General features: G+C 71.0%; 18 protein-coding genes. 10 read left to right on the forward strand and 8 right to left on the reverse strand.

Annotated features, from left to right (window positions below):
- Positions 1-46: 46 nt before the first annotated feature.
- Both H4W81_RS08215 and H4W81_RS46835 read right to left on the reverse strand, forming a co-directional pair.
- A complete protein-coding gene (locus tag H4W81_RS08215) occupies positions 47-706 on the reverse strand; it encodes a response regulator (protein WP_192774236.1) in 660 nt (219 codons plus the stop codon).
- A complete protein-coding gene (locus H4W81_RS46835) occupies positions 703-2,325 on the reverse strand; it encodes an ATP-binding protein (protein WP_318781604.1) in 1,623 nt (540 codons plus the stop codon). Before H4W81_RS46835 ends, H4W81_RS08215 begins: the two co-directional genes overlap by 4 nt.
- Before the next feature lie 107 nt (positions 2,326-2,432).
- On the opposite strand from H4W81_RS46835, the gene H4W81_RS08225 reads away from it, so the two are divergent.
- Positions 2,433-3,752 (forward strand): cation:dicarboxylate symporter family transporter, encoded by a 1,320-nt coding sequence (locus tag H4W81_RS08225; RefSeq protein WP_192774237.1) that lies wholly within the window; start codon positions 2,433-2,435, stop codon positions 3,750-3,752.
- 4 nt (positions 3,753-3,756) lie between these two features.
- On the opposite strand, the gene H4W81_RS49200 is transcribed toward H4W81_RS08225, so the two are convergent.
- Entirely contained in the window at positions 3,757-5,094 is a 1,338-nt protein-coding gene (locus H4W81_RS49200) for a sensor histidine kinase (RefSeq protein ID WP_192774238.1), read from the reverse strand.
- 57 nt (positions 5,095-5,151) lie between these two features.
- On the reverse strand, positions 5,152-6,642 hold the full coding sequence (locus H4W81_RS08235; RefSeq protein ID WP_192774239.1) for a glycoside hydrolase family 13 protein: 1,491 nt from the start codon (positions 6,640-6,642) through the stop codon (positions 5,152-5,154).
- Between the two features lie 277 nt (positions 6,643-6,919).
- Here H4W81_RS08235 and H4W81_RS08240 point away from each other — a divergent pair, with 277 nt between their 5' ends.
- From H4W81_RS08240 to H4W81_RS08260, 5 genes are read left to right on the forward strand one after another with little or no spacing between them, the layout of a single operon-like run.
- Positions 6,920-8,203 carry a sugar ABC transporter substrate-binding protein gene (locus H4W81_RS08240; RefSeq protein WP_192774240.1) on the forward strand — a complete coding sequence of 428 codons (1,284 nt, stop codon included), beginning with the start codon at positions 6,920-6,922 and terminating at the stop codon, positions 8,201-8,203.
- Between the two features lie 4 nt (positions 8,204-8,207).
- Positions 8,208-9,776 (forward strand): ABC transporter permease subunit, encoded by a 1,569-nt coding sequence (locus H4W81_RS08245; protein WP_192774241.1) that lies wholly within the window; start codon positions 8,208-8,210, stop codon positions 9,774-9,776.
- The gene (locus tag H4W81_RS08250) at positions 9,773-10,612 is read left to right on the forward strand and encodes a sugar ABC transporter permease (protein ID WP_192774242.1); all 840 of its coding nucleotides are present in this window, start codon (positions 9,773-9,775) and stop codon (positions 10,610-10,612) included. The genes H4W81_RS08245 and H4W81_RS08250 overlap by 4 nt, the downstream gene beginning before the upstream one ends.
- A 10-nt stretch (positions 10,613-10,622) precedes the next feature.
- A complete protein-coding gene (locus H4W81_RS08255; protein WP_192774243.1) occupies positions 10,623-12,410 on the forward strand; it encodes a glycoside hydrolase family 13 protein in 1,788 nt (595 codons plus the stop codon).
- 56 nt (positions 12,411-12,466) lie between these two features.
- The gene (locus H4W81_RS08260; RefSeq protein ID WP_192774244.1) at positions 12,467-13,708 is read left to right on the forward strand and encodes a right-handed parallel beta-helix repeat-containing protein; all 1,242 of its coding nucleotides are present in this window, start codon (positions 12,467-12,469) and stop codon (positions 13,706-13,708) included.
- A 7-nt stretch (positions 13,709-13,715) separates the two neighbouring features.
- Here the strand turns inward: H4W81_RS08260 and H4W81_RS08265 are convergent, their stop codons facing one another.
- Positions 13,716-14,366 carry an SDR family oxidoreductase gene (locus tag H4W81_RS08265; protein ID WP_192774245.1) on the reverse strand — a complete coding sequence of 217 codons (651 nt, stop codon included), beginning with the start codon at positions 14,364-14,366 and terminating at the stop codon, positions 13,716-13,718.
- On the reverse strand, positions 14,363-15,523 hold the full coding sequence (locus H4W81_RS08270) for a thiolase family protein (RefSeq protein ID WP_192774246.1): 1,161 nt from the start codon (positions 15,521-15,523) through the stop codon (positions 14,363-14,365). The genes H4W81_RS08265 and H4W81_RS08270 overlap by 4 nt, the downstream gene beginning before the upstream one ends.
- Positions 15,524-15,702: 179 nt before the next feature.
- On the opposite strand from H4W81_RS08270, the gene H4W81_RS08275 reads away from it, so the two are divergent.
- The gene (locus tag H4W81_RS08275; protein ID WP_192774247.1) at positions 15,703-16,320 is read left to right on the forward strand and encodes an ACT domain-containing protein; all 618 of its coding nucleotides are present in this window, start codon (positions 15,703-15,705) and stop codon (positions 16,318-16,320) included.
- A 19-nt stretch (positions 16,321-16,339) separates the two neighbouring features.
- On the opposite strand, the gene H4W81_RS08280 is transcribed toward H4W81_RS08275, so the two are convergent.
- Complete coding sequence (locus H4W81_RS08280; protein WP_192774248.1) at positions 16,340-17,623, reverse strand: ABC transporter ATP-binding protein; 1,284 nt, start codon at positions 17,621-17,623, stop codon at positions 16,340-16,342.
- A 384-nt stretch (positions 17,624-18,007) separates the two neighbouring features.
- Here H4W81_RS08280 and H4W81_RS08285 point away from each other — a divergent pair, with 384 nt between their 5' ends.
- Genes H4W81_RS08285 through H4W81_RS08295 form a run of 3 tightly spaced genes read left to right on the forward strand, consistent with a single transcriptional unit; the run spans position 18,008 to position 21,461 of the window.
- A complete protein-coding gene (locus H4W81_RS08285; RefSeq protein ID WP_192774249.1) occupies positions 18,008-19,513 on the forward strand; it encodes a glycoside hydrolase family 13 protein in 1,506 nt (501 codons plus the stop codon).
- Between the two features lie 10 nt (positions 19,514-19,523).
- Positions 19,524-20,546, forward strand: a complete 1,023-nt coding sequence (locus H4W81_RS08290; RefSeq protein ID WP_192774250.1) for a LacI family DNA-binding transcriptional regulator — start codon at positions 19,524-19,526, stop codon at positions 20,544-20,546.
- Positions 20,547-20,567: 21 nt separating this feature from the next.
- Positions 20,568-21,461: an adenosine kinase gene (locus tag H4W81_RS08295; RefSeq protein WP_192774251.1), complete on the forward strand. Its 894-nt coding sequence runs from the start codon at positions 20,568-20,570 to the stop codon at positions 21,459-21,461.
- Positions 21,462-21,467: 6 nt separating this feature from the next.
- Here H4W81_RS08295 and H4W81_RS08300 read toward each other — a convergent pair whose 3' ends face one another.
- Complete coding sequence (locus tag H4W81_RS08300; RefSeq protein WP_192774252.1) at positions 21,468-23,174, reverse strand: serine/threonine-protein kinase; 1,707 nt, start codon at positions 23,172-23,174, stop codon at positions 21,468-21,470.
- Positions 23,175-23,292 lie beyond the last annotated feature (118 nt).

Genomic DNA, 23,292 nt, shown 5'->3' on the forward strand with positions numbered 1-23,292 from the left:
TAGCCACGCCATCCGACCGGGCCGGGGATCGGAGCTGAACTCCCTGTTAACGTTGCGTGCGGATCCGGTAGAGGAGCTCGGGACGGCCCACCCCGCCGTACTGCGGCACCCGGTCGGCGCTCCCGGTGTCCACCAGGTGTTCCAGGTACCGCCGCGCGGTCACCCGCGACACCCCGATCGCGGCGCCCACGGCCTGCGCGCTCATCGGCGATCTGCGCAGCTCGGCGCAGACGGCGTCGAGGGTGTCCTGCGTCATCCCCTTCGGCAGCGCCGAGGGGCCGCGCAGCGTCGCCAGCGCCCTGTCGACGTCGCCCTGCCCCGTCACCTCGCCCTCGCTGGCCCTGAACGCCGCGTAGCGGTTCAGCTTCTCCCGCAACGTCGCGAACGTGAACGGCTTGAGCAGGTACTGCGCCACGCCCAGCGCCACCGCGTTGCGCACCACGGCCAGATCGCGGGCCGAGGTCACCGCGATCACGTCGCAGGACAGCCCCGCCGCGCGTACGGCCCTGCACACCTCGAGCCCGTGCATGTCGGGCAGGTAGAGGTCGAGCAGGATCAGGTCGACCTCGGTACGGCGCAGGAAGCGCAGGGCCTCGCCGCCCGACCTGGCCACGCCCGCCACCGTGAAGCCCTCGACCCGCTCCACGAAGACGCGGTTGGCCTCGGCGGTGAACTCCTCGTCCTCGACGACCAGCACCCTGATCACAGCGGCAGCCTCACCGTGAAGGCCGAGCCCGCCACCTCGATCGTGCCGCCGAGCTGCCGCACGGCCTGACCGACGAGGGCGAGCCCGAGGCCCCTGCCGTCGCCCTTCGAGGTCCAGCCCTTGCCGAACGCCGCGGGGTCGGAGAGGCCGGGCCCGTCGTCGGCCACCCTGATCACGAAGGTGTCCGCGTCGGCCCGCAGGCACACCTCCACCCTGCCCGCGGCCTCGATCGCGTTGTCGATGAGGTTGCCCACGATCGTCACTACCTTCCGCGGATCGAGATCCAGGTCGTCCAGCTCGCTGTCGGGGGTGATGACCAGCTCGGTGCCGCGCTCGGCGGCCTCGGCCGTCTTGCCGAGCAGCAGGGCGGCGAGGAACGGCTCGCGGATGGAGCCGACCACTCTGTCCGTCAGCTCCTGGGCGGCTCTGAGCTCGGCGGTGCCGAAGGCCACGGCCTGCTCGGTCCGGCCCAGCTCTACCAGGGAGATCACGGTGTGCAGCCGGTTGGCCGCCTCGTGCGCGGCCGCCCTGAGGGAGTCGGCGAAGCCCCGTTCGGCGTCGAGCTGGCCGGTGAGGGCCTGCAGCTCGGTGCGGTCGCGCAGGGTGACGACGGCGCCGAGGCGGCTGGGCGCCACGTCGACGACCAGCACGCGGTCGCCGACGATGTGGATCCGCTCCTCCACGGCCTTCGGTTCCGGCTCACCGGAGGGCGCGGGTGGGGACTTCGGTTCCGTTTCTCGGGGGAGCGCGGGTGGGGACTTCGGCTCGGGTTCTCCAGGGGACGGGGACGCCGTCGGGGGCGGGGTGACGCTTTCGCGGGGGAGGGGTTGGACGAGGTCGGCGATGCCGAGGTCGGCGACGTGGCGGCCCTCGGCGTCGGGCGGCAGGCCGAGCAGGGTGCGGGCGCCGTCGTTGCACAGGGTGAGCGTGCCGTCCCTGGCCACCAGCAGCAGCCCTTCCCTGACCGCGTGCAGAATGGCGTCGTGGTGCTCGTGGATGCGCCCCAGCTCCACCGGGCCGAGGCCGTGCGTCTGGCGGCGGAGTCTCGCTCCCACCAGCCACGTGCCGCCGGTCCCGACCCCGAGGCCCACCCCGCCGATCAGAGCGGCCCAGGCGATCTGCTCGCGCAGCCGCGCGTCGATCCGCTCGACCGTGATGCCCGCGCTGACCAGGCCCCGGACGGCGCCGCTCGAATCCTTCACCGGAGCCACCGCGCGGGTGGAGGGGCCGAGCGTGCCGGTGTAGGTCTCGGTGAACGTCTCGCCCAGCAGCGCGCGGTCGATGTGCCCGAGGAACCGGCCGCCGATCTGCGCGGGGTTGGGATGGGTGTAACGGCGTCCCGAGGTGTCCATGATGGTGACGAAGTCGACGCCCGTGGCGGTGCGCACCCGCTCGGCGTACGGCTGCAGCCGTACCGAGGGGTGGGGCCGCGCCAGCGCGGACAGCACGTCCGGCGAGCTCGCCACGCTCACCGCCACGGCCCGCACTCTGCCCTCGGCCTCCTCGACGAGCAGCTCGTGCGTCTGCACCAGCGTGAGCGTCACGGCCCCCGCCAGTGTCACGACCACGACGGCCAGTTGGAGGACCAGCATCTGCTTGGCCAGGCTCCAGTCGCGCACAGACGCCTCCCCTCTCCGGTGAACGAAACTTACGCAATAGTGACCTAAATCACTTCTGCCCGCATATTCGCATGTCAAGAGGCATTCAGTATGCGAGGAGTGAGCCCATGCGTGACCGCACCCGGTACCTGTACCTGGCGGTGATCCTGGCGGTCGTCGCCGGGGTCGTCGTCGGCTTCGTCTCACCCGATCTCGGCAAGGACCTGAAACCGCTCGGCACCGCCTTCGTCGCGCTCATCAAGATGATGATCAGCCCGATCATCTTCTGCACGATCGTCCTCGGCGTCGGCTCGGTCACCAAGGCGGCAAAGGTCGGCAGGGTGGGCGGCCTGGCGCTCGGCTACTTCCTCGTCATGTCGACGGTCGCGCTGGCCATCGGCCTGGTCGTCGGCAACCTGCTCGACCCGGGAGCCGGGCTCCAGCTGACCGGCGCGGCCAAGCAGGCCGCCGTGGCGGAGGCGGCCAAGGGCGGGGAGTCCTCCACCGTCGACTTCCTGCTCGGCATCATCCCCACCACGCTGGTGTCGGCCTTCACCGAGGGCCAGGTGCTGCAGACGCTGCTCGTCGCGCTCATGACCGGGTTCGCGCTCCAGGCGATGGGCGCCAAGGGGGCGCCGATCCTGCGGGGCGTCGAGCACATCCAGCGGCTCGTCTTCCGCATCCTCGCCATGGTCATGTGGGCGGCGCCCGTCGGCGCGTTCGGCGCGATCGCGGCGGTCGTCGGCTCGACCGGCATCAAGGCGCTGGAGTCGCTCGCGGTCATCATGATCGGCTTCTACGCCACCTGCGCGCTCTTCGTCGGCCTGGTGCTCGGCCCGCTGCTGTGGCTGGTGGCCAGGGTCGGCCTCTGGTCGCTGCTGCGCTACCTCGGCAGGGAGTTCCTGCTGATCCTGTCCACGTCCTCGTCCGAGTCCGCGCTGCCCAGGCTCATCGCCAAGATGGAGCACCTCGGCGTCTCCAAGCCCGTCGTGGGCATCACGGTGCCGACCGGCTACTCCTTCAACCTCGACGGCACCGCCATCTACCTGACCATGGCCACGCTCTTCGTCGCCTCCGCGACGGGCGCGCCCCTGTCGTTGGGCGAGCAGATCTCGCTGCTGCTCTTCATGATCATCGCGTCGAAGGGCGCGGCAGGCGTGACGGGCGCGGGCCTGGCGACGCTCGCCGGCGGCCTGCAGTCGCACCGGCCCGACCTGGTGGACGGCGTCGGCCTCATCGTCGGCATCGACAGGTTCATGTCGGAGGCCCGCGCGCTGACCAACTTCGCGGGCAACGCGGTGGCCACCGTGCTCGTGGGCACCTGGACGGGCGAGTTCGACCGGGCGCGGGCCGCCGAGGTGCTGACGGGCAGGCTGCCCTTCGACGAGGCGACCCTCCTCGACGAGGAGGAGCCGCCCGTCAAGGAGGTGGAGATGACGAGCGTCTGAGCAGTCAGGCGAGCGGCAGGCGCAGCACGAAACGCGCGCCGCGGGGGCTGTCGGCCACGCTGATGACCCCGCGGTGCGCGATCGCCACGTCCCTGGCGATCGCCAGGCCGAGCCCGGTGCCGCCCGCGTCCCTGCTGCGGGCGGCGTCGAGCCTGGTGAAGCGCTCGAAGACACGTTCCCTGTCGGCGGGCGCGATCCCCGCCCCGTCGTCCTGGACGGCGAGCACCGCCGTGCCGTCCTCGGCGTGCACCGACACCATGACCAGTCCGTCGGCGTGCCGCTGGGCGTTGTCGAGCAGGTTGCCCACCACGCGCCGCAGTTGCATGACGACACCCTCGATCACGACGCCCTCGGCCAGGTCGCGCTGTACGGGGAGTTTGTCCTGGCGGCAGGACAGCTCCTCGCGCACCAGCCGGGCCAGGTCCACCCGCTCCTTGACCACGTCCACCCTCGAGCCGATCCGCGCCAGCAGCAGCAGGTCGGTGATGATGGCCTCCAGCCGGTCGGTGTCGTTCAGGGCGCCGTCCACCAGCGTCTCGAGGTCGGTGTCCTCGGGGTAGAGCTGGGCGCTCTCCAGCTGCGCCCGCAGCCCCGCGATCGGGGTGCGCAGCTCGTGGGAGGCGTCGGAGGCGAACTGCCGCTGCTGCTCGGCCGAGCGTTCGAGGCGGTCGAGCGTGCCGTTGACCGACCGGGCCAGCTGCGCCACCTCGTCCTCACCTCGCGGTACGGTCACCCGCCTGCTCAGGTCGGTGGCGTTGACCGCGTCGAGCTCGCTGCGCATCGCGCGCACGGGGCTCAGCGTGCGGCCCGTGACCATCCAGGTCACCCAGGCCACCAGGGCGAGCACCAGCGCCATCTGCGCGGCGATGGCGACCTCCAGCACGCGGGTGGCGAGCACGCCGGGAGTCGGCCTGGCCGCGTAGACCACGGGGGAGTCGGCCGCGCTCGACACCCTGGCCGCCGTGAGGTGGAGGCAGCCGTCGCTCCCGCACGTGGTGGTGCTGACGATCCGGTCGTCGGGCGTGGGCCAGATGTTGGTGAGCGGCGGCAGCAGCGCGGCGGCGTTGCTGGAGGCGATCACCCTGCGGTCGGGCGTGACGACCTGCAGGAGGTCGACCTCATCGATGGCCAGCGGGATCCGGCCCGACACCGTACGGCCGTCGCGCACCACCTGGGTGGCCGCGGCGGCGGCGTCCCTGGTGTCCTTCCAGACGCTGGCGGTCACCACGGTCCTGGTGACCGCTACGCCACCGATCCCCGCCGGGATCAGCACGAAGGCCGCGACGGCAGTCGCGATGAGCGTGACCCGTCCGCGGAGGGATCTCGCCCATATCCGTGACACGTGCCGAGACTATTCACGGCAGACTTAGTCAAAGGTCGCGCCCAGGGAAAAATTAGGTCATCCTTCCTCGGTCGCCACCCAGACCGCGGTGTCCCCGGGAACCGAGCCGTCGGCCGCCAGCGGGCCGCTGGACAGCAGCACCCGGCCGGGGCAGGCGACGGGCGTCTCGCCGAAGTTGACCAGCACGACCAGGCCGGGCTCGCGCCTGAAGGCCAGCACGTCCTTGGGGGAGTCGAGCCAGGTCAGCTCGCCGCCGCCGAGCGCGGGGTGCTCCTTGCGCAGCCTCAGCGCGGCCCGGTAGAAGGCCAGCGTCGAGGCGGGGTCGTCCTCCTGCGCCTCCCTGCTCAGCGGCCCCCAGGTCGAGGGGATCGGCAGCCAGGGTGAGTGCCAGCCGAAGCCGTCGGAGGAGGTCCAGGGCAGCGGCACCCTGCAGCCGTCGCGGCTCTCTCCGGAGCGCAGGAACGCGGGGTCCTGCCTCAGCTCGTCGGGCAGGTCGAGAACCTCGGGCAGGCCGAGCTCCTCGCCGTTGTAGAGGTAGGCCGAGCCGGGCAGCGACAGCATGAGCTGGGTGGCGGCGCGGGCGCGGGCCAGGCCGCCGTGACGGGTGACGTGGCGCGGCTTGTCGTGGTTGGACAGCACCCAGGTCGTGGGCGCGCCGACCAGCTCGGCCTCGGCCAGTGACTTGTCGATGACGTCGCGGAAGGACTTGGCGCCGTACGCGGCCATCATGAACTCGAAGTTGAAGGCCTGGTGCAGCTCGTCGGGGCCGACGTAGCGGGCCAGGCGAGCGGGGGAGGAGACCCACGCCTCCGCCACCGCCATCCGGCCGCCCGGATAGGAGTCGAGGATGGGCCGCCACTCGCGGTAGATCTCGTGCACGCCGTCCTGGTCGAAGTACGGCACGCTGTCGTGGCCGAGCATCTCCACGTGCAGGTCGTCGCCGACGTCCGGCAGGCCGGCCGCCTTGATCATGCCGTGCGCCACGTCGATCCTGAACCCGTCGACGCCCCTGTCGAGCCAGAAGCGCAGGATGTCGCGGAACTCCGCGCGGACCGCGGGGTGCTCCCAGTTGAGGTCGGGCTGGGTGGGGTCGAACAGGTGCAGGTACCACTGGCCGTCCTCGACCTGCGTCCAGGCCGGGCCGCCGAAGATCGACTCCCAGTCGTTCGGCTGGTCGCGAAAGATGTAGCGGTCGCGTAGTCCCGCCTTGAACCAGGGGTGCTCGGAGGAGGTGTGGTTCGGCACGATGTCGACGATCACCCTGATGCCGAGCGCGTGCGCGTCGGCGATCATCGCGTCGAAGTCGGCCAGGGTGCCGAAGCGTGAATCCACGTCGCGGTAGTCGGCCACGTCGTAGCCGCCGTCGTTGAGCGGGGAGGTGTAGAAGGGGCTCAGCCAGATCGCGTCGACGCCCAGCTCCGACAGGTAGCCCAGGCGTTCGCGAAGCCCGACGAGGTCGCCGGTTCCGTCCCCGTTGCCGTCGGCGAAGCTTCGGGGGTACACCTGGTACACGACGGCGTCGCGCCACCAGTCGTCGTTGCCGCGCATTGGTCAGTCCTTCCCCGATGTCCACGATGTCCACGGAAGGATCCCGCGCGAAGATGGTCAAGCGCAAGTTGCGGAAAGTTGCAACCAAGTGAAGGGCGCGTCAAGCCCTCCCCATAGGGTCCCAGGGCAGGTAGCGGTGAGGTAACTCTCCTTCGCAAGTTCTTCCAAATTTTGCAAAGAGCCGCTAACGTCCCCGAAACATAAGCCGCAATGGCGGCTATTTCAGGATCTTTCAGTGGCGCACCGCACTCGCGCCGCTTGACCTCAGGAGGGTCCCATGCGCATCCGAGCACTGGGCGTGGCCGCGGCGGCCACCGTGGCGTTCGGCGCCACCGCTTGCGGTGGCTCAGCGCCGACGTCGTCGGCCGCGCCGAGCAGCTCCGCGCCCTCGGCCGGCGCCTCAGCCACCGCCGACAAGGGCAGCGGCAAGCTCGTGATCTGGGCCGACCCCAACCGCACGAAGGCGCTCAAGCCCTTCGCCGACCAGTTCGGCACCGAGAACGGTGTCACGGTGGAGGTGAAGGAGATCAGCAAGGACAACCAGCAGACCTTCCTCACCGCCTCGCAGCAGGGCAGCGGGCCCGACATCACGGTCGGCGCCCACGACTGGATCGGCAACCTGGTGCAGAACGGCGCCATCGACCCGGTCAACCTGACCGAGGAGCAGAAGGCCGCCTTCTCCCCGATCGCGCTCAAGGCCGTCACCTTCAACGGCCAGGTGTACGGCGCGCCGTACGCGATGGAGAACGTCGCGCTGATCCGCAACACCAAGCTCGCCCCCGACGCCCCGGCCACCTTCGACGACGTGATCGCCAAGGGCAAGGAGCTGAAGAAGGCCGGCAAGGTCAAGGAGGTGCTCTGCCTGCCCGTCACCGCCAAGGGCGACGCCTACCACGTCTACCCGCTCTTCTCCTCCGCGGGCGGCGCCATCTTCGGCACCACCTCCGCCGGCGACCCCGACCCGAAGCAGGTCCTGGTCGGCTCCAAGGAGTCGCAGGCCGCCTTCGAGAAGCTCGCCACGATCGGTGAGAAGGGCGACGCGGCGCTGAAGACCTCGCTCACCAACGAGAACAGCATCCCCACCTTCGCCGGCGGCAAGTGCGCCTTCCTGGTCTCGGGCCCGTGGGCGATGGCCGACGTCAAGAAGAGCGGCGTCGCCTACGACATCACCGCCGTGCCCGCCTTCAAGGACGGCAAGCCCGCCACCCCGTTCGTGGGCGTCCAGGCCTTCTTCGTCGCCTCCAAGGGCGCCAGCAAGACCCTCGCCCAGGAGTTCGTCACCAACTACGTGACCAACGCCGACGTCGCCAAGGCCCTCTACGACGCCGACCCGCGTCCCCCGGCCCTGACCGCCGCGCTCGACGCGGTCAAGGCGGCCGACCCCGACGCCGGCAAGTTCATCGAGGCGGGCGCGGGCGGCATCCCGATGCCCGCCATCCCCGAGATGTCGGCCATCTGGGAGCCGTTCGGCATCGCCGAGGCCGCCGTCGTCAAGGGCAGCGACCCGGTCAAGGCCGCCGAGTCGGCGCAGAAGACCATCGACGGCTCGCTGAAGAACTAGCCCCATGTCCCTGGACGTGCGTGAGGCCGCGGAGGTCACGACCCCTCCGCGGCCCCGTCGCGAGCTGACCACCGCCTTCGTGGTGAGCAGGATCGCCGTGCTGGCCGTGGCCGCCGCCATCCTGCTCTACGCCGTGCCGCCGCTGGTCGCGGCCGAGTCGTGGATCTCGCTGACCCTGCTCCTCGTGGCGAGCGCGGTCATCGGCTACCTCTACCTGACCCGCCGCTTCGTCCCCGCGAAGTACCTCGTGCCCGGCACGGTCTTCCTGATCGCCTTCCAGGTCTTCCCCGTGCTCTACACGGTGAGCACCGCCTTCACCAACTTCGGCGACGGCCACCGGGGCGACAAGGCGGCCGCGATCTCCGCGATCGAGACGGGGTCCGTACGGCAGGCCCCCGGCTCGCCCGAGTACGGCCTGAGCGCCGCGCTCAAGGGCGACTCCCTGGTCTTCCTGCTGGTCGACCCGAAGACCAAGCAGGTGCAGGAGGGCTCGCCCGACGGCCTGGCCGCCGTCCAGGGAGCCAGGCTGGGCGTCACGGGCAAGGTGCTGGAGGCGCCCGGCTACACGGTGCTCAAGGCGCCCGAGGCCGCGGCCCGCGCCAAGCAGATCGCCGAGCTGGCCGTGCCGACCCAGGGCGGGCTGATCAAGGCCAACGGCCTGAGCAGGGCGGTCGAGGGCAGGGCGACGCTGACCTACGACGCGGTCTGCGACTGCGTCAAGGGCGGCGGCGACACCTGGACGGCCGACGAGTCGCAGGGCTACTTCGTCAACGCCAAGGGCGAGCACCTGGCGCAGGGTTGGCAGGTCAACGTCGGCTTCGCCAACTTCGCCCGCGTGCTGACCGACCCGACGCTCTCGGCCCACTTCCTCGGCATGTTCACCTGGAACATGGCCTTCGCGCTGCTGTCGGTGCTGACCACCTTCGCCCTCGGCATGGGCGTGGCGCTGGCGCTGCACCATCCGAAGATGCGCGGCACGCGGTTCTACCGGATCGCGCTGATCCTGCCGTACGCGATGCCGGCCTTCGCGATGCTGCTGGTCTGGCGCGACCTGTTCAACCGCGACTTCGGCCTGATCAACCAGCTGTTCGGGCTCGACGTCGACTGGATGGGCGGGATGGTCTCGGCCAAGTTCGCCGTCATCCTGGTCAACCTCTGGCTGGGCTTCCCCTACATGTTCCTGGTCACCACCGGCGCGCTCCAGGCGATCCCGCGCGAGCTGACCGAGGCCGCCTCCATAGACGGGGCGCCGCCCTGGTACGCCTTCCGCAAGGTGACGCTGCCGCTGCTGCTGGTCGCGCTCACCCCGCTGCTGATCTCGTCGTTCGCGTTCAACTTCAACAACTACAACGCGATCGCGCTGACCACCGACGGCGGCCCCTTCCCTGCGGAGAGCCCGACGGTGGGCGGCACCGACCTGCTGATCAGCTACACCGTCAGGCTGGCGTTCGGCACCGGCTCGGCGCAGTTCGGCCTGGCCGCGACGATGTCGGTGTTCATCTTCGCGATCGTCGCGACGATCTCGGCGATCACCTTCAGGCGGACCCGCAAGCAGGAGGACGTGTACGCATGAAGCTGGCTCTCAGGCACGCCTTCGTGCTGCTGGTATGCGCCTTCGCGCTGTTCCCGATCCTGTTCGTGGTGTCGGCGGCCGTCAACCCGCTCGGCACGCTCGCCTCCTCCGATCTGGTGCCGAACGGGGCGAGCCTCGACAACTTCGCCAAGCTCTTCTCCTCCGACACCTATCCCTTCGCCCGCTGGGTGTTCAACTCGGTCTTCATCGCGCTGGCGGCCTCCACGGCGAGCCTGCTGCTGTCGATGTTCGCCGCCTACGCCTTCAGCCGCATGCGCTTCGCGGGCCGCCGGGTGGGCCTGCTCGCGCTGCTGCTGATCCAGATGTTCCCGCAGTTCCTGGCCATCGTGACGATCTTCATGATCTTCACCAGGGTCACCGAGCTGTACCCCGCGTTCGGCTTCAACACCACCTGGGGCATCCTGCTGCTCTACCTGGGCGGCGCGCTCGGTGTGAACACCTGGCTGATGAAGGGCTTCCTCGACACCATCCCCAAGGAGCTCGACGAGTCGGCCACGGTCGACGGCGCCACCCACGCGCAGATCTTCTGGAAGATCATCCTGCCGCTGGTCACGCCCATCCTGGCGGTCACCGCCCTGCTGGCCTTCATCGGCACGATGAGCGAGTTCCTGATGGCCAACATCTTCCTGCGCGACGCCGAGAGCAAGACGCTCGCGGTCGGCATGTACGGCATGATCGCCGGCGACGGGCGCAACGCCAACTTCGGCATGTTCGCCGCCGCCACGCTCATTACCGCGATTCCGACCGTCAGTGTGTTCCTCTGGTTGCAGAAGTTCATCGTTTCCGGTCTGACCGCGGGCGCGGTCAAGGGGTAAGGACCTTTTCTTGCGCTACCTCGACCAGCCGCACCACGACGGCTCGTCCCTGTACGTCTCCACGCTCACCCCCTCACTCGGGGAGGAGGTGAGCGTGTGGCTGCGCGTGCCGCAGGGCTTCGCCCTGGACGCCGTGCACGTCCGCATCGTCTACGACGGAGAGCCGCGCTACACCGCGGCCGCGCCCGACCCCTCGAGGAAGGGGCTCGGCGGGTACGGCGCGGCCGACACCTGGTGGAAGGCGACCATCACGGCGGTCAACCCCGTCGTGCCGTACCGGTTCCTGCTGATCGCGGCGGACGGCCAGCGGTGGCTGAACGCCGCGGGCCTCACCGGGCACGACGTGACCGACTCCACCGACTTCAGGCTCGTCTCCCACCCCGCGCCGCCGGAGTGGATGGCCGACGCGATCGTCTACCAGATCTTCCCCGACCGGTTCGCCGGCGCCCGTCCCAAGGCCGACCTGCCGCCGTGGGCGCTGCCCGCCTCCTGGGACGACGACCCGGTCATCGGCGAGGGCCCCGGCACGCCCGAGCAGTTCTACGGCGGCGACCTCGACGGCATCACCGAGCACCTGGACCACATCCAGGCCCTCGGCGCCGACACCGTCTACCTCACGCCGTTCTTCCCCTCGCGCTCCAACCACCGCTACGACGCGGCGAGCTTCGACCACGTCGACCCGCTGCTCGGCGGCGACGAGGCGCTCCGGCGGCTGTCGGACGCGCTGCACGCGCGCGGCATGCGGCTGCTCGGCGACATCACGACCAACCACACCGGCGACTCCCACGAGTGGTTCACCGCCGCGATCTCGGACGTCAACGCCCCCGAACGGGAGATGTTCTACTTCGACCCCGACACGGGCGACTACGAGTCCTGGTGGGGCGTCAAGACGCTGCCCAAGCTCAACTGGGGCAGCGAGCTGGTCCGCACCCGCATGCCCGCCGTCCTCCGCAGGTGGCTCGGCGTGCTCGACGGCTGGCGCGTCGACGTGGCCAACATGACCGGCAGGCTCGGCGCCGACGACCGCAACCACGAGGTGGCCGCGCTGCTGCGCCCCGACGGTGCGGCCTTCATCGCCGAGCACAACCACGACGCCTCCGCCGATCTCGACAGGAACGGCTGGCACGGCACCATGAACTACGGCGGCTTCACCCGCCCGGTCTGGACGTGGCTGCGCGGCGACTCACTGGAGCTGACGCACTTCCTCGGCGTGCCGGGCGGGGTGCCGCGGCGCGACGGCGAGGCGACCGTGGCGACCTTCAAGGAGTTCGCCGCGCACATGTCGTGGCGCTCGCTGGTCCACTCCTGGCAGCTGCTCGACTCCCACGACTCGCCGCGCATCCGCACCGTCACGGGGTCGCGCGAGCTCCAGGAGGTGGCGGTCGGCCTGCAGGCGACGCTGCCCGGGACGCCGATGGTGTTCGCGGGCAGCGAGTTCGGGCTGACCGGCACCAATGGTGAGTACTCACGCACCCCCATGCCGTGGAACAGGCCCGCCGACCGCGACGAGCGGACGCACGCCGCCTACCGGGCGCTGCTCGGGCTGCGCAGGGCCGAGCCCGCGCTGCGCAGGGGCGGCCTGCGGTGGCTGCACGCCTCCGCCGACTGCCTGGTCTTCCTGCGCGAGACGGCGGCGGAGTCGCTGCTGGTGTGCGCCCGAAGGGCGCCGGGCGAGCCGCTCGAGCTGCCGCTGGCGGGCGCGGCCCGCGGCGTCTACAACGCCGGTGACCTCTCGCCGCTGGTGCTGCCCGGCGACGGTCCTTCTCTGCGCATCTGGCGGCTGTCCGTCGGGGGCTGATCACGCTACGGTATGCACCTGACGGTTCGTCTTTCAACTAGATGAGTGGTGTGCCGATGAAGTCGCTGGCCGTGGCCGTTCTGCTGTTTCCCGCATTCTCCCTGGTGGAGGGGGCGGCAGGCACGACCTACTACGTCGATTCCAAGGCCGGTGACGACTCGGCCGCGGGCACCAGCGCGGCGACGGCGTGGAAGAGCCTTTCCACGGTCAACGCCGCCTCGCTGGGCCCCGGCGACACCGTCAACCTCAAGAGGGGCAGCAGCTGGAGCGAGCCGCTGGAGCTCACCGCCAAGGGCACCGCGGCCCGGCCGATCGTGGTCCAGCCGTACGGCAAGGGCGCCGCCCCGAAGCTCAGCGGCCAGGACTCCCACTGCGTCGTGATCAGCGGCAACTACTGGCGCGTGACGGGACTGCGGGCCAGCAACTGCCAGTGGGCCGGCTTCGAGATCTCGGGCGACGGCAACGAGCTCGTCGGGGTGGCGGCCGACCGCAACATCGCAGGCGTCCACATCACCCCCGACGGCGCCCGCAACACCGTCAGGAACAGCTGGCTGACCGGCAACAACAGGATGAGCGTCAACGACGACGGCGGCGACAACGACTCCGGCGCCTTCGGCGTGCTGGTCAACGGCGACGACAACCTGATCACCGGCAACACCATCACCGGCAGCCACGCCACGAGCAAGGACTACGGCCTGGACGGCGCCGCGGTCGAGATCTTCAGCGGCGACCGCAACAGGGTCACGCACAACCTCTCCCGCGACAACCACACGTTCACCGAGCTGGGCGCCAAGAAGGGCACGACGGCGACGGGCAACGTGTTCGCCTTCAACGTGGTGACTTCCACGCGCAAGCTCGGCTCCTTCCTGGTGACCCGCGGCTCCCGGCACATCGTCGGCCCGGTCAAGGGCACGATCGCCGCGCACAACTCGGTCCACCTGTCCGGCTCGAAGACCGTTGGCTGGTCCTGCCACGACGGCTGCGCCCCCGACATCCTCAAGCTGCGCAACAACGTGATCGTGGTCGGCGGGGAGATGGGCTGGGAGGACGGCAAGGGCGCCGACGAGGGCGGCAGCGTCTACCAGGGCCGCACCAAGCGCTTCAAGGCGGGCCCCAAGACGGTGATCGCCGACCCGCGCTTCGTCTCCGGCACCGACCTGCGCCTGCGTCCAGGCTCGCCCGCCCTGGACAGAGGGCTGCCGCTCGGCCCGGCCTGGTACGGCGGCGCGGCGCTGGCCAAGGACTTCACCGGCAAGGCCCTCGGCGCCGCTCCCGACGCCGGGGCCTACCAGCAGTGACGCTGTCCTAGGCCGGGACTGCCGACAGCCCCGCCTTGGCGCCGCGGCTGAGCTCGTCGACCAGCACCTCCGTCAGGCCCGCCGCGACGCCGTCCAGCGTCATGGCCGCCACCAGCTCGGGGCTCACCTTGGGCGCGGTCACGCGCGCCGCCATCTCTGTGTCGATGTATCCGGCGTGCACGCCCACCACGAGCGTCCCCTGCTCGCGCAGCTCCTGGCGCAGCGCGTTGGTCAGCGACCATGCCGCCGCCTTCGACGCGGCGTAGGTGGCGACCTGCGGAAAGGTGATGAACGACAGCACCGAGAGCATGTTGACCAGCACGCCCCCGCCGTTGCGGGCCAGCACGGGGGCGAAGGCGCGGCTCATCGCCAGCGTGCCGTGATAGTTGGTCGCCATCTCCCGCTCGGCCTCGCCCAGCACTCCCGCGTTGTTGATCAGCAGGTCGACGTCGCCGCACCGCTCGGCCGCGGCGGCCACCTGGGCCGGGTCGGTAACGTCGAGGCGCACGGGGACCAGACGCGGGTCCCGCACCGAGGCGGGATCGCGGACGCCCGCGTAGACGGTCTTCGCGCCCCGCTCGACCAGGGCGCGGGCGAAGGCCGCGCCCAGCCCGCGGTTGGCGCCGGTCACGAGCGCGACGCCGCCCTCGAGCCTCATCGGAGGTTCTCCAGCACGGTCGCGTTGGCCAGGCCGCCCGCCTCGCACATCGTCTGCAGCGCGTAGCGCGCGCCGCGCTGCCCCATGGCGTGGACGAGCGTGGTCATGATGCGCGCGCCGCTGGCCCCGAGCGGGTGGCCGAGCGCGATGGCGCCGCCGTTCACGTTGACCTTGGCGGGATCGGCGCCCGTCTCCTGCAGCCAGGCCAGCACCACGCTCGCGAACGCCTCGTTGACCTCGAACACGTCGATGTCGGACAGCGCGAGGCCAGCGCGTCTGAGGACCTTCTCGGTGGCGGGGATGACGCCGGTGAGCATGAGCAGCGGGTCGGAGCCCGTGACCGCGAAGGAGTGCAGCCTGGCCAGCGGGCGCAGGCCGAGCCTGGCCGCGTTCTCGCTCGTGGTGATCAGCACGGCGGCGGCGCCGTCGTTCGTCGGGCTGGTGTTGCCCGCCGTAACCGACCAGGTGATCTGCGGGAACCGCTCGGCGTAGCCGGGGTCGGTGAAGGCCGGCCTGAGCCCGGCGAGCACCTCCATCGTGGTGCCCGGGCGCACCGACTCGTCCGTGTCGCGGCCGTCGATCGGCGCGATCTCCGCGGAGAGGTCGGCGGCGGCCGCCTTGAGGTGCGAGCCCATCGCGAAGGCGTCCATGGCCTCCCTCGTCAGCCCCCACTTGGCGGCGATCAGCTCCGCGCTGATGCCCTGCGGCACGAGGCCCTCGGGAAAGCGCGCCGCGAGGCCGGGGCCGAAGGGATCGGCGCCCTGGGGCACGTTCGACCACATCGGCACCCTGCTCATCGACTCCACGCCGCAGGCCACGACGAGGTCGTAGGCGCCCGACAGCACGCCTTGGGCGGCGAAGTGGACGGCCTGCTGCGAGGAGCCGCACTGCCTGTCCACGGTCACCGCGGGGACCTCGTCGGGGAAGCCCGCGGCCAGCCATGCGTAGCGGGTGGTGTTCATCGCCTGCTCGCCCACCTGGTCGACGCAGCCGCCGATCACGTCGTCGACCTGGGCGGGGTCGACGCCGCTGCGGGCGACCAGCTCGCGCAGGGTATGGGCGAGGAGGTCGACGGGGTGGATGTGGGCCAGGGCGCCTTGCGGCTTGCCCTTGCCGATGGGAGTTCGTACGGCCTGCACGATCACGGCGTCACGCATCGGATCCGTCCTGGTTAGTTGGAAAACTGGATGCACTGTATCGCGAGTGAGTCCGGTTTTCCAACGCTCCTGGTGTCCGCTGTCGACAAAACGGGTAAGTGGGCAGCATGCTGGACATAGCCCAGAAACGCCCTGGAAATCTCGCTGCGGCACTGTGTGAGCCCTGAAAGGGGGATGCGATGTTGCTGCGACTGAGGGTGTCGCTACCGGACCGCCCAGGAGGCCTCGGCCAGGTGGCGCGCGTACTTGGCGCGCTCGGCGCCGACATCCTGCAGGTCACCGTGCTCGAACGGGAGTCCGGCAGGGCCGTTGACGACTTCACGGTCTCCTGGCCCGGCAAGACCACCCCGGCCGCGGTGCTCGAGCGCCTGTCGGCGGTTCCGGGCGTGCGGGTCGAAGGCGTATGGCCGACCAGGGAGGTTCCGGGCTCCGCGCCGGACTACGACCTCCTGCTGCACGTGGCGGGCGAGCCGGCGCGCGGCTTCGCCACGCTGGTGGACGCGCTGCCCGGGCTGTGCGGGGGCGAGTGGGCGCTGGCGCTGGCCGACGGCGTCGTCCGGCACGCGAGCCTGGCCGCGCCGCTGATCTTCGAGCTGGCCGCGCTGCCGCCGCGCCCAGCCTCTCACGTGGACGGCGAGCGCCGCCTGATGGTGCTGCCCGTCTCGGGAACGGCCATGAACCTCGTCGTCGCCCGGTCCGAGGGGCCGCCGTTCCATCGCGCCGAGCTCGACCGCGCGGCCCGCATCGTCGAGGTCGTCGCCCGCCTGGCCGCCCGCTACGAGCCGGTCAGCGACTGACGGGGGCGCGTCGGGGGAGTCAGCGGCGGGGCGGGTCGATACGGCTGCCGTCCGGCTTGAACAGCATGAGCCTCGTGACGTCCACGCCGATCTTGGCCGCGTCGCCCGTGCGCCATGCCGGCCGTACGCCGAGCCTGACGATCAGGTCCGCCCTGCGGTGGTGGCCATCGCGCAGGTTGTGGCCGACCTGCTCCTGCTGCGCGTGCTCCGCCGGCGCGGAGGCGAACATCCTGCGCACCTTCCCGCGCAGGCCGCCGCCCTCGCCCCCGCGGCCGCCCGTGTTCCTGCGGGGGTCGGGCGGCTCGGGGACGGCGACCGCGGGCACGCCGCACTCCACGTAGGCCAGCCACTCGTGCCCGTGGTACTCCAGCGCCCTGACCCGCCCGAAGAAACTGGGCCCTTCGTAGGACTCCTGCACGGGGGCGAGGCCGTCCGGCCTGATGCCGACGATGATCTGGCCGCCGGTGTGCTGCGAGACCGCGTACGCCCTGGGGTCGCTCCACGGCATCACCAGCTGGTGCGGGCCGAAGTCGAGCAGCACGTACTGGTTCTGCGGGGTCCGCACGGTGGCGGGCAGCAGGTTGAGCTGCTGTGAGCTGAGGAAGGCGGCGACGAAGGCGGTGGCGGGATCGTTGTAGATCTGGCCGGGCGTGCCGACGTCCTGGAGCACGCCGCGGTTCATGATGGCGATGCGGTCGGCCAGGGTGAGCGCCTCGACCTGGTCGTGCGTGACGTAGACGGTGGTGACGCCGAGCGAGCGGACCAGCGAGGAGATCTCCATCCGCAGCTCGGTGCGCATGCCGGCGTCCAGGTTCGACAGCGGCTCGTCCATGAGGAAGATCTTCGGCTGGCGGACGATCGCCCTGCCCATGGCCACGCGCTGTCGCTGGCCGCCCGACAGGGTGCCCGGCCTGCGGTCGAGGGTCTCGTCGATGTGCAGGGCCTTGGACAGCTCCGTCACGCGCTCCCTCACCAGCGCGGGATCGGCCTTGGCGATCTCCAGCGGGAAGGCCATGTTGCCGCGCACCGTGCGGTGCGGATATAACGCGCCGTTCTGGAACACCATCGCGACGTCGCGGTCGCGGGGGGCGAGGTGGTTGGCGAGCTGGCCGTCGAGCCACAGGTCGCCGTCGGTGACCTCTTCGAGGCCCGCGATCATCCGCAGCAGGGTGGACTTCCCGCAGCCCGAGGGGCCGAGCAGCACGAGGAACTCCCCGTCCTCGGCGCGCAGGCTCAACCTGTCGACCGCCAGGTATCCCCCGGGGTAGACCTTGGTTACCTTGTCCAGGACGACGGTGCTCATGAGTCCGCTCCACCCTCGTAGATACGCACCAGACTCCCGTGCTTGGGGGAGTCACCGCTGCTTGGCGGGCGTGAGACGTCACTTGTGACGGGGCTGATTGATGAGGTAGTACATCGCGTGTTCACCCCGGTGTCCAGACTTGACATGAAAATCCCGGCAACCGTCGCGTTTTGGGTCCAAGGTCAACTCTGTGAGGCCAGGCCGTGGGCTTCTTTGGATCCCCTGCTGGGCAAGGTTTGGGCATGACCGTAAGCTGCCCTGCCCTGCCTTGCTTTATTGCGAAAAATCCCACTTTGGAAAGGCTTGCGTAAACTTGCGGCAAGCTCTTTCATATGAGGTGGTTCCGTCACAAGGAGGAACCTGTAGCTCGGGGGACACGTTTTCATGACCCACACTTCGGCAGCCACCTGCTGGTGGCGCGACGCCGTGATCTACCAGGTGTACGTCCGCAGCTTCGCCGACGGCAACGGCGACGGCGTCGGTGACCTGATCGGCGCCCGCGACCGCCTGGGTTACCTGTCCGATCTCGGCGTCGACGCCATCTGGCTCACGCCCTTCTATACCTCGCCGATGGCCGATTTCGGCTACGACGTGGCCGACTACCGCGACGTCGACCCGCTGTTCGGCACGCTCGGCGACGCCAAGGCGCTCATCGACGAGGCGCACGACCTGGGCATCAGGGTGATCGTGGACGTCGTTCCCAACCACACCTCCTCGGCCCACCCCTGGTTCCAGGAGGCGCTGCGCGGCGTCAACCGCGACCGCTACATCTTCCGCGACCAGCCGAACGACTGGGAGTCGATCTTCGGCGGCCCGGCCTGGACGCAGGTCGAGGACGGCCAGTGGTATCTCCACCTGTTCGACTCGAGCCAGCCCGACCTCAACTGGGACCACCCCGAGGTGCGCGCCGAGTTCGAGTCGATCCTGCGCTTCTGGCTCGACCTGGGCGTGGACGGCTTCCGCGTCGACGTCGCGCACGGCATGGTCAAGCCCGAGGGCCTGCCCGACATCGGCCACGCCGACCAGGTCCGCATGATCGGCACCGACGTCGTGCCCTACTTCGACAACGACGCCGTCCACGAGATCCACCGCTCCTGGCGCAAGATCCTCGACTCCTACCCAGGCGAGCGCATCGGCGTCGCCGAGGCGTGGGCGCCGACGCCGGAGCGGCTGGCCCGCTACGTCCGCCACGACGAGCTCCACCAGGCTTTCAACTTCCACTACCTGGGCACGCGGTGGGAGGCGGGCGCGCTGCGCCACGTGATCACCGAGTCGCTGGAGACCGCCGCCTCCGTCGGCGCCCCCTCCACGTGGGTGCTGTCGAACCACGACGTCAAGCGGCACGTCACCCGCTTCGGCAGCCTCGAGAGGGCCCGTGCGGCCGCGCTGCTCATGCTCGCGCTGCCCGGCTCCGCCTACGTCTACAACGGCGAGGAGCTCGGCCTGCCCGAGGTGCTCGACCTGCCCGAGGAGGTCTGCCTCGACCCCCAGCGGCTGCGCGACCCCGACAGCGGGCGCGACGGCTGCAGGGTGCCGCTGCCGTGGACCTCCGTTGACGGATACGGCTGGCGGCGCCCGTGGCTGCCCATGCCGGACGGATGGGGCCCGCTCAGCGTCGAGGCCCAGAGCGGCGACCCCGGCTCGATGCTCGCGCTCTACCGCGAGGCGCTGCGCCTGCGCCGTGCGGTGTCGGGCGAGCTGCGCTGGGCGGACTCGCCCGAGGGCACGCTGGTCTTCTGCCGCGACGACGGCTTCGTCTGCACGGTCAACCTCACCGGCACGGAGATCGCCTTCCCCGCTCCCGGCGAGCCGGTCCTGTCCAGCGGGCCGGTGCGCCCGGGCACGCTCGCCCCGGACTCCACCACGTGGTGGAGAGCCAAGGTTGCGTAAAGTGTCCACCATGAACGGTCACACCCGACTTTCCGACATCGCCGCCCAGGCAGGGGTGAGCGAGGCCACGGTCAGCCGGGTGCTCAACGGCAAGCCGGGCGTCTCCTCCTCCACCCGGCAGGCCGTGATGACCGCGCTCGACCTCATGGGCTACGAACGGCCGCAGCGGCTGCGCCAGCGCAGCAACGGGCTGATCGGGCTGGTGACACCCGAGCTGGACAACCCGATCTTCCCGGCCTTCGCGCAGGCCATCGAGAAGGCGCTGACGCACAACGGCTACACGCCCGTCCTGTGCACGCAGCTGCCCGGCGGGGCGCCCGAGGACGAGTTCACCGAGCTGCTGGTCGACAGGGGCGTCAGCGGCATCGTCTTCGTCTCGGGCCTGCACGCCGACACCACCGCGCGGATGGACCGCTACACCAGGCTGACCGACCGCGGCCTGCCGATCGTGCTGGTCGACGGCTACAACGCGGACATCGACGCGCCCTTCATCTCGCCCGACGACCGGCTGGCCTCGCGCCTGGCCGTCCAGCACCTGGTCGACCTCGGCCACGAGCGCATCGGGCTGGCCACCGGCCCGCGCAGGTTCGTGCCGGTGATCAGGAAGATCGAGGGCTTCCAGCAGGCGATGACGCAACTGCTGGGGACGAACGCCGGCGACCTGGTCGCGCACTCGCTGTTCTCCGTCGAGGGCGGCCAGGCGGCCGCGGCGCAGCTGCTGGCCAGTGGCTGCACCGGCATCGTCTGCGCCAGCGACCTGATGGCCCTCGGCGCGATCAGGGCGTGCAGGGAACGCGGGCTCGCGGTGCCCGGCGACGTGTCGGTGGTCGGCTTCGACGACTCCCCGCTGATCGCCTTCACCGACCCGCCGCTGACCACGGTCCGCAAGCCGATCGGCGCCATGGCCTCGGCGGCCGTCGCCACGCTGCTGGAGGAGGTCAACGGGGCGCCGGCGCGGCACGTCGAGCTGATCTTCCAGCCCGAGCTCGTGGTACGCGGCTCCACCGGCTCGGGGCCGCTCGTCAACCGCTGACCCACCTCCAGGAGACGACGAATGTACGACGTGCTGGTCATCGGCGGCGCGGGGGTCGACACCACGGTCTACGTGCCCGAGCTGCCCCTGCCCTACGCCGACACCTACGCCGTTCCCCCTGTCGTCGACCGCATCGGCAACACGGGCGCGGGTGTCGCGCTGGGCTGCGCCGCGCTCGGCCTCAGGACCCGCTTCGCCGACCTCATCGGCGACGACCCGCAGGGCAGGCTGGTCAGGGAGCACCTCGACGCCCACGGCGTCGACTTCGCCTGGGCGCCGTCGGCCGCGGGCACCCGCCGCAGCGTGCTGCTGGTCGGCCCCGACGGCCGCAGGACCTCCCTGTTCGACCCCCGCGGCGTGCCGGGCGAGGTGCTGCCGCGCGAGCTGTACCTGCAGGGCGCCCGCCACGTGCACGTCTCGATCACGGACTTCGCGCGGCACGTCTACGCCGACCTGCCGGACGTGCCGATCTCCACCGACCTGCACGACTGGGACGGCGCCGCCGACTACCACAAGGACTTCGCCTACCGCTCCGACCTGGTGTTCCTGTCGGCCACCGCGCTGGCCGACCCCGCCGCGACGATGCGCCACATCCTCCGCCACGGGCGCGCCCACACCGTCGTGTGCACCGACGGGCCGCGCGGGTGCCTGGTCCTCACCCGCGACGCCGCCGACGCCGACCCGCGCGCCTTCCCCGCCGCGCCGCTGCCCGGACCGATCGTCGACTCCAACGGCGCGGGTGACGCCTTCGTCTCCGGCTTCCTGTACGGCCTGCTGCGTGGCGAGCCGGTCGCGGAGTGCGCCCGCCTCGGCTCGATAGCGGGGGCCCACGCCTGCGTCTCCGAAGGCACCCACGAGAACCCCATCACCGAGGCCGCTCTGCTGGCCCGCTTCGGCCGCGCGGTGGCGGGCTGACCCGCCTCAGCCCGGCCCGTCCGCCTCGGCCCCTCCGCCGAGGACGACCCTGATGCCCCTGCTCAGGCCCGAGTCGTGCAGCTCCACCTCGGCCGCGTCGGCGTCCTTGGGCAGCTCGAAGACCAGCCCGCCGGTGAACGACTCGCCGGGCCCGATCCTGATCGGCTGGATCTCCTTGCCCGACCGGTCCAGCAGCTTGGCCGCGCTGTGCCTGATGTCGTCCTCGTCGAGCAGCTTCTGCTGGCCGGGGTAGAGCACCCTGCCCTCCTGGCCGATGTTGCTGACCTTGAGCGACACCTTGCACGTGCGCACCTCGGCGGCGCGTGCCGGCTTGGCGCACTTGTGCCCCGTCACCGTGAAGCGCAGCTTGCCGTCCTGCACGGGACCCTCCGCCCCGACGGCGGCCGGCTTGAAGATCCACGCGACGGCGGCGATCAGCAGCAGCACCAGCACGACCACCACGGCGGCCGTGACCAGGCACCCGGTGAGCACCCCGCCCATGCGCGACCGCCTGGGCGGCAGCTGCCCCTGCCCGGTCATCTGGTACGGCGGGCGCGGCGGCAGCGGTCCCTGCCCCGTGGCGTGGAAGGGGATCGGCCCGCCGCCCGTCGTCTCCGCCGGGTTCGCGCCGTGCGGCACGGGGCCGCGCCTGGTGGCCGTCGGCGGGATCGTCATCTCCGCGGGCGGCACGAACGGGCCGGGCCTCGGCGGGATCGTCGTCTCGGTGGGCGGCGCGTGGGGAACCGGTGGCGCGGGCGGCCGTTCCCTTGACGTGGGCGGCCGTTCCCTGCCGGGAGGCGGCGGCGACCAGCCCTGAGCCGGGGGCGCCTGCCGTACGCCGAGGTCGGCGGGGTTCCACGAGTTCGTGAGGTGACGGGTGGCGGCCAGCTGCGCCCCCGCCATGTCGGGCGCGCCCACCAGCTCCAGCAGCAGCTCCCGCGCCTGCGGACGCCGCGCGGGATCGGGGTGGATGGCGGCCGCCACGAGCCGGTCCAGCGGCGCGGGCAGCCCGCGCAGGTCGGGGGGAGCGGTGCGGGCGCGCGCGGCCATGACGTAGGCGTCACCCGAGCCGAACGGGTGCCCGCCGAGCCCCGCGTAGGCGATCAGCGACCCCCAGGCGAACACGTCGGCGGCGGGGCTGGTGCGCCCCTCGAAGACCTGCTCGGGAGCGATCCACCCCGGGGTGCCCATCACCAGGCCGACGTTGGTGTGCCGCGAGCCCACCTGTGTGGAGCGCGCGAGCCCAAAGTCGATCACCCTGGGCCCGGCGAGCGTGAGCATCACGTTGGCCGGCTTCAGGTCGCGGTGGACCAGGCCCGCGGCGTGGATCGCGGTGAGCGCCGCGGCCACCCCCACGGCCGCCGAGTGCAGCACCGAAGGCTGCAGCGCGCCGTGCTCGATGAGGTGGTCCTCCAGCGAGACGCCGTCGATGAACTCGGTGACCAGGTAGAGCAGGCCGCCGTCGTCGCCGTGGTCGAGCACGCGGGCGGTGCAGAAGGAGGCCACCCGCCGGGCGTTGGACACCTCTTCGTGGAAGCGCGCCCGGTAGACGGGATCGGCGGCGAAGTCGCGCCTGATCGCCTTCACCGCGACCTTGGCCCCGTCGGGGGCCAGCGCGAGGTAGACCGTGCCCATGCCGCCCGAGCCCAGCCGGCTCTCGAGCCGGTACGGCCCGATCGAGGCGGGGTCGTCAGAGGTCAGCGGCGTTCCCACCGTCGCCGCTCCCTCGCCTTCGTGATCCCGCCGTCCCAACCGACCGTCCTCCGCCCGGATGACCGTATTCACCCGGAACTCTAACCGAGGAACGGCCCGCGGGTGGCGCGTCTCCCGC

Origin of the sequence: Nonomuraea africana (assembly GCF_014873535.1) — a bacterium.
GTDB lineage: Bacteria > Actinomycetota > Actinomycetes > Streptosporangiales > Streptosporangiaceae > Nonomuraea > Nonomuraea africana.

Coding starts and splice junctions, on each gene's coding strand:
- H4W81_RS08235 (WP_192774239.1), bottom strand. CDS start 6,642: ATGCGCGGCAACGACGACTGGTGGCGCGACGCCGTCGTGTACCAGGTG.
- H4W81_RS08260 (WP_192774244.1), top strand. CDS start 12,467: ATGAAGTCGCTGGCCGTGGCCGTTCTGCTGTTTCCCGCATTCTCCCTG.
- H4W81_RS08285 (WP_192774249.1), top strand. CDS start 18,008: ATGACCCACACTTCGGCAGCCACCTGCTGGTGGCGCGACGCCGTGATC.
- H4W81_RS08275 (WP_192774247.1), top strand. CDS start 15,703: ATGTTGCTGCGACTGAGGGTGTCGCTACCGGACCGCCCAGGAGGCCTC.
- H4W81_RS08250 (WP_192774242.1), top strand. CDS start 9,773: ATGAAGCTGGCTCTCAGGCACGCCTTCGTGCTGCTGGTATGCGCCTTC.
- H4W81_RS08295 (WP_192774251.1), top strand. CDS start 20,568: ATGTACGACGTGCTGGTCATCGGCGGCGCGGGGGTCGACACCACGGTC.
- H4W81_RS08290 (WP_192774250.1), top strand. CDS start 19,524: ATGAACGGTCACACCCGACTTTCCGACATCGCCGCCCAGGCAGGGGTG.
- H4W81_RS08280 (WP_192774248.1), bottom strand. CDS start 17,623: ATGAGCACCGTCGTCCTGGACAAGGTAACCAAGGTCTACCCCGGGGGA.
- H4W81_RS08270 (WP_192774246.1), bottom strand. CDS start 15,523: ATGCGTGACGCCGTGATCGTGCAGGCCGTACGAACTCCCATCGGCAAG.
- H4W81_RS08240 (WP_192774240.1), top strand. CDS start 6,920: ATGCGCATCCGAGCACTGGGCGTGGCCGCGGCGGCCACCGTGGCGTTC.
- H4W81_RS08225 (WP_192774237.1), top strand. CDS start 2,433: ATGCGTGACCGCACCCGGTACCTGTACCTGGCGGTGATCCTGGCGGTC.
- H4W81_RS08245 (WP_192774241.1), top strand. CDS start 8,208: ATGTCCCTGGACGTGCGTGAGGCCGCGGAGGTCACGACCCCTCCGCGG.
- H4W81_RS08265 (WP_192774245.1), bottom strand. CDS start 14,366: ATGAGGCTCGAGGGCGGCGTCGCGCTCGTGACCGGCGCCAACCGCGGG.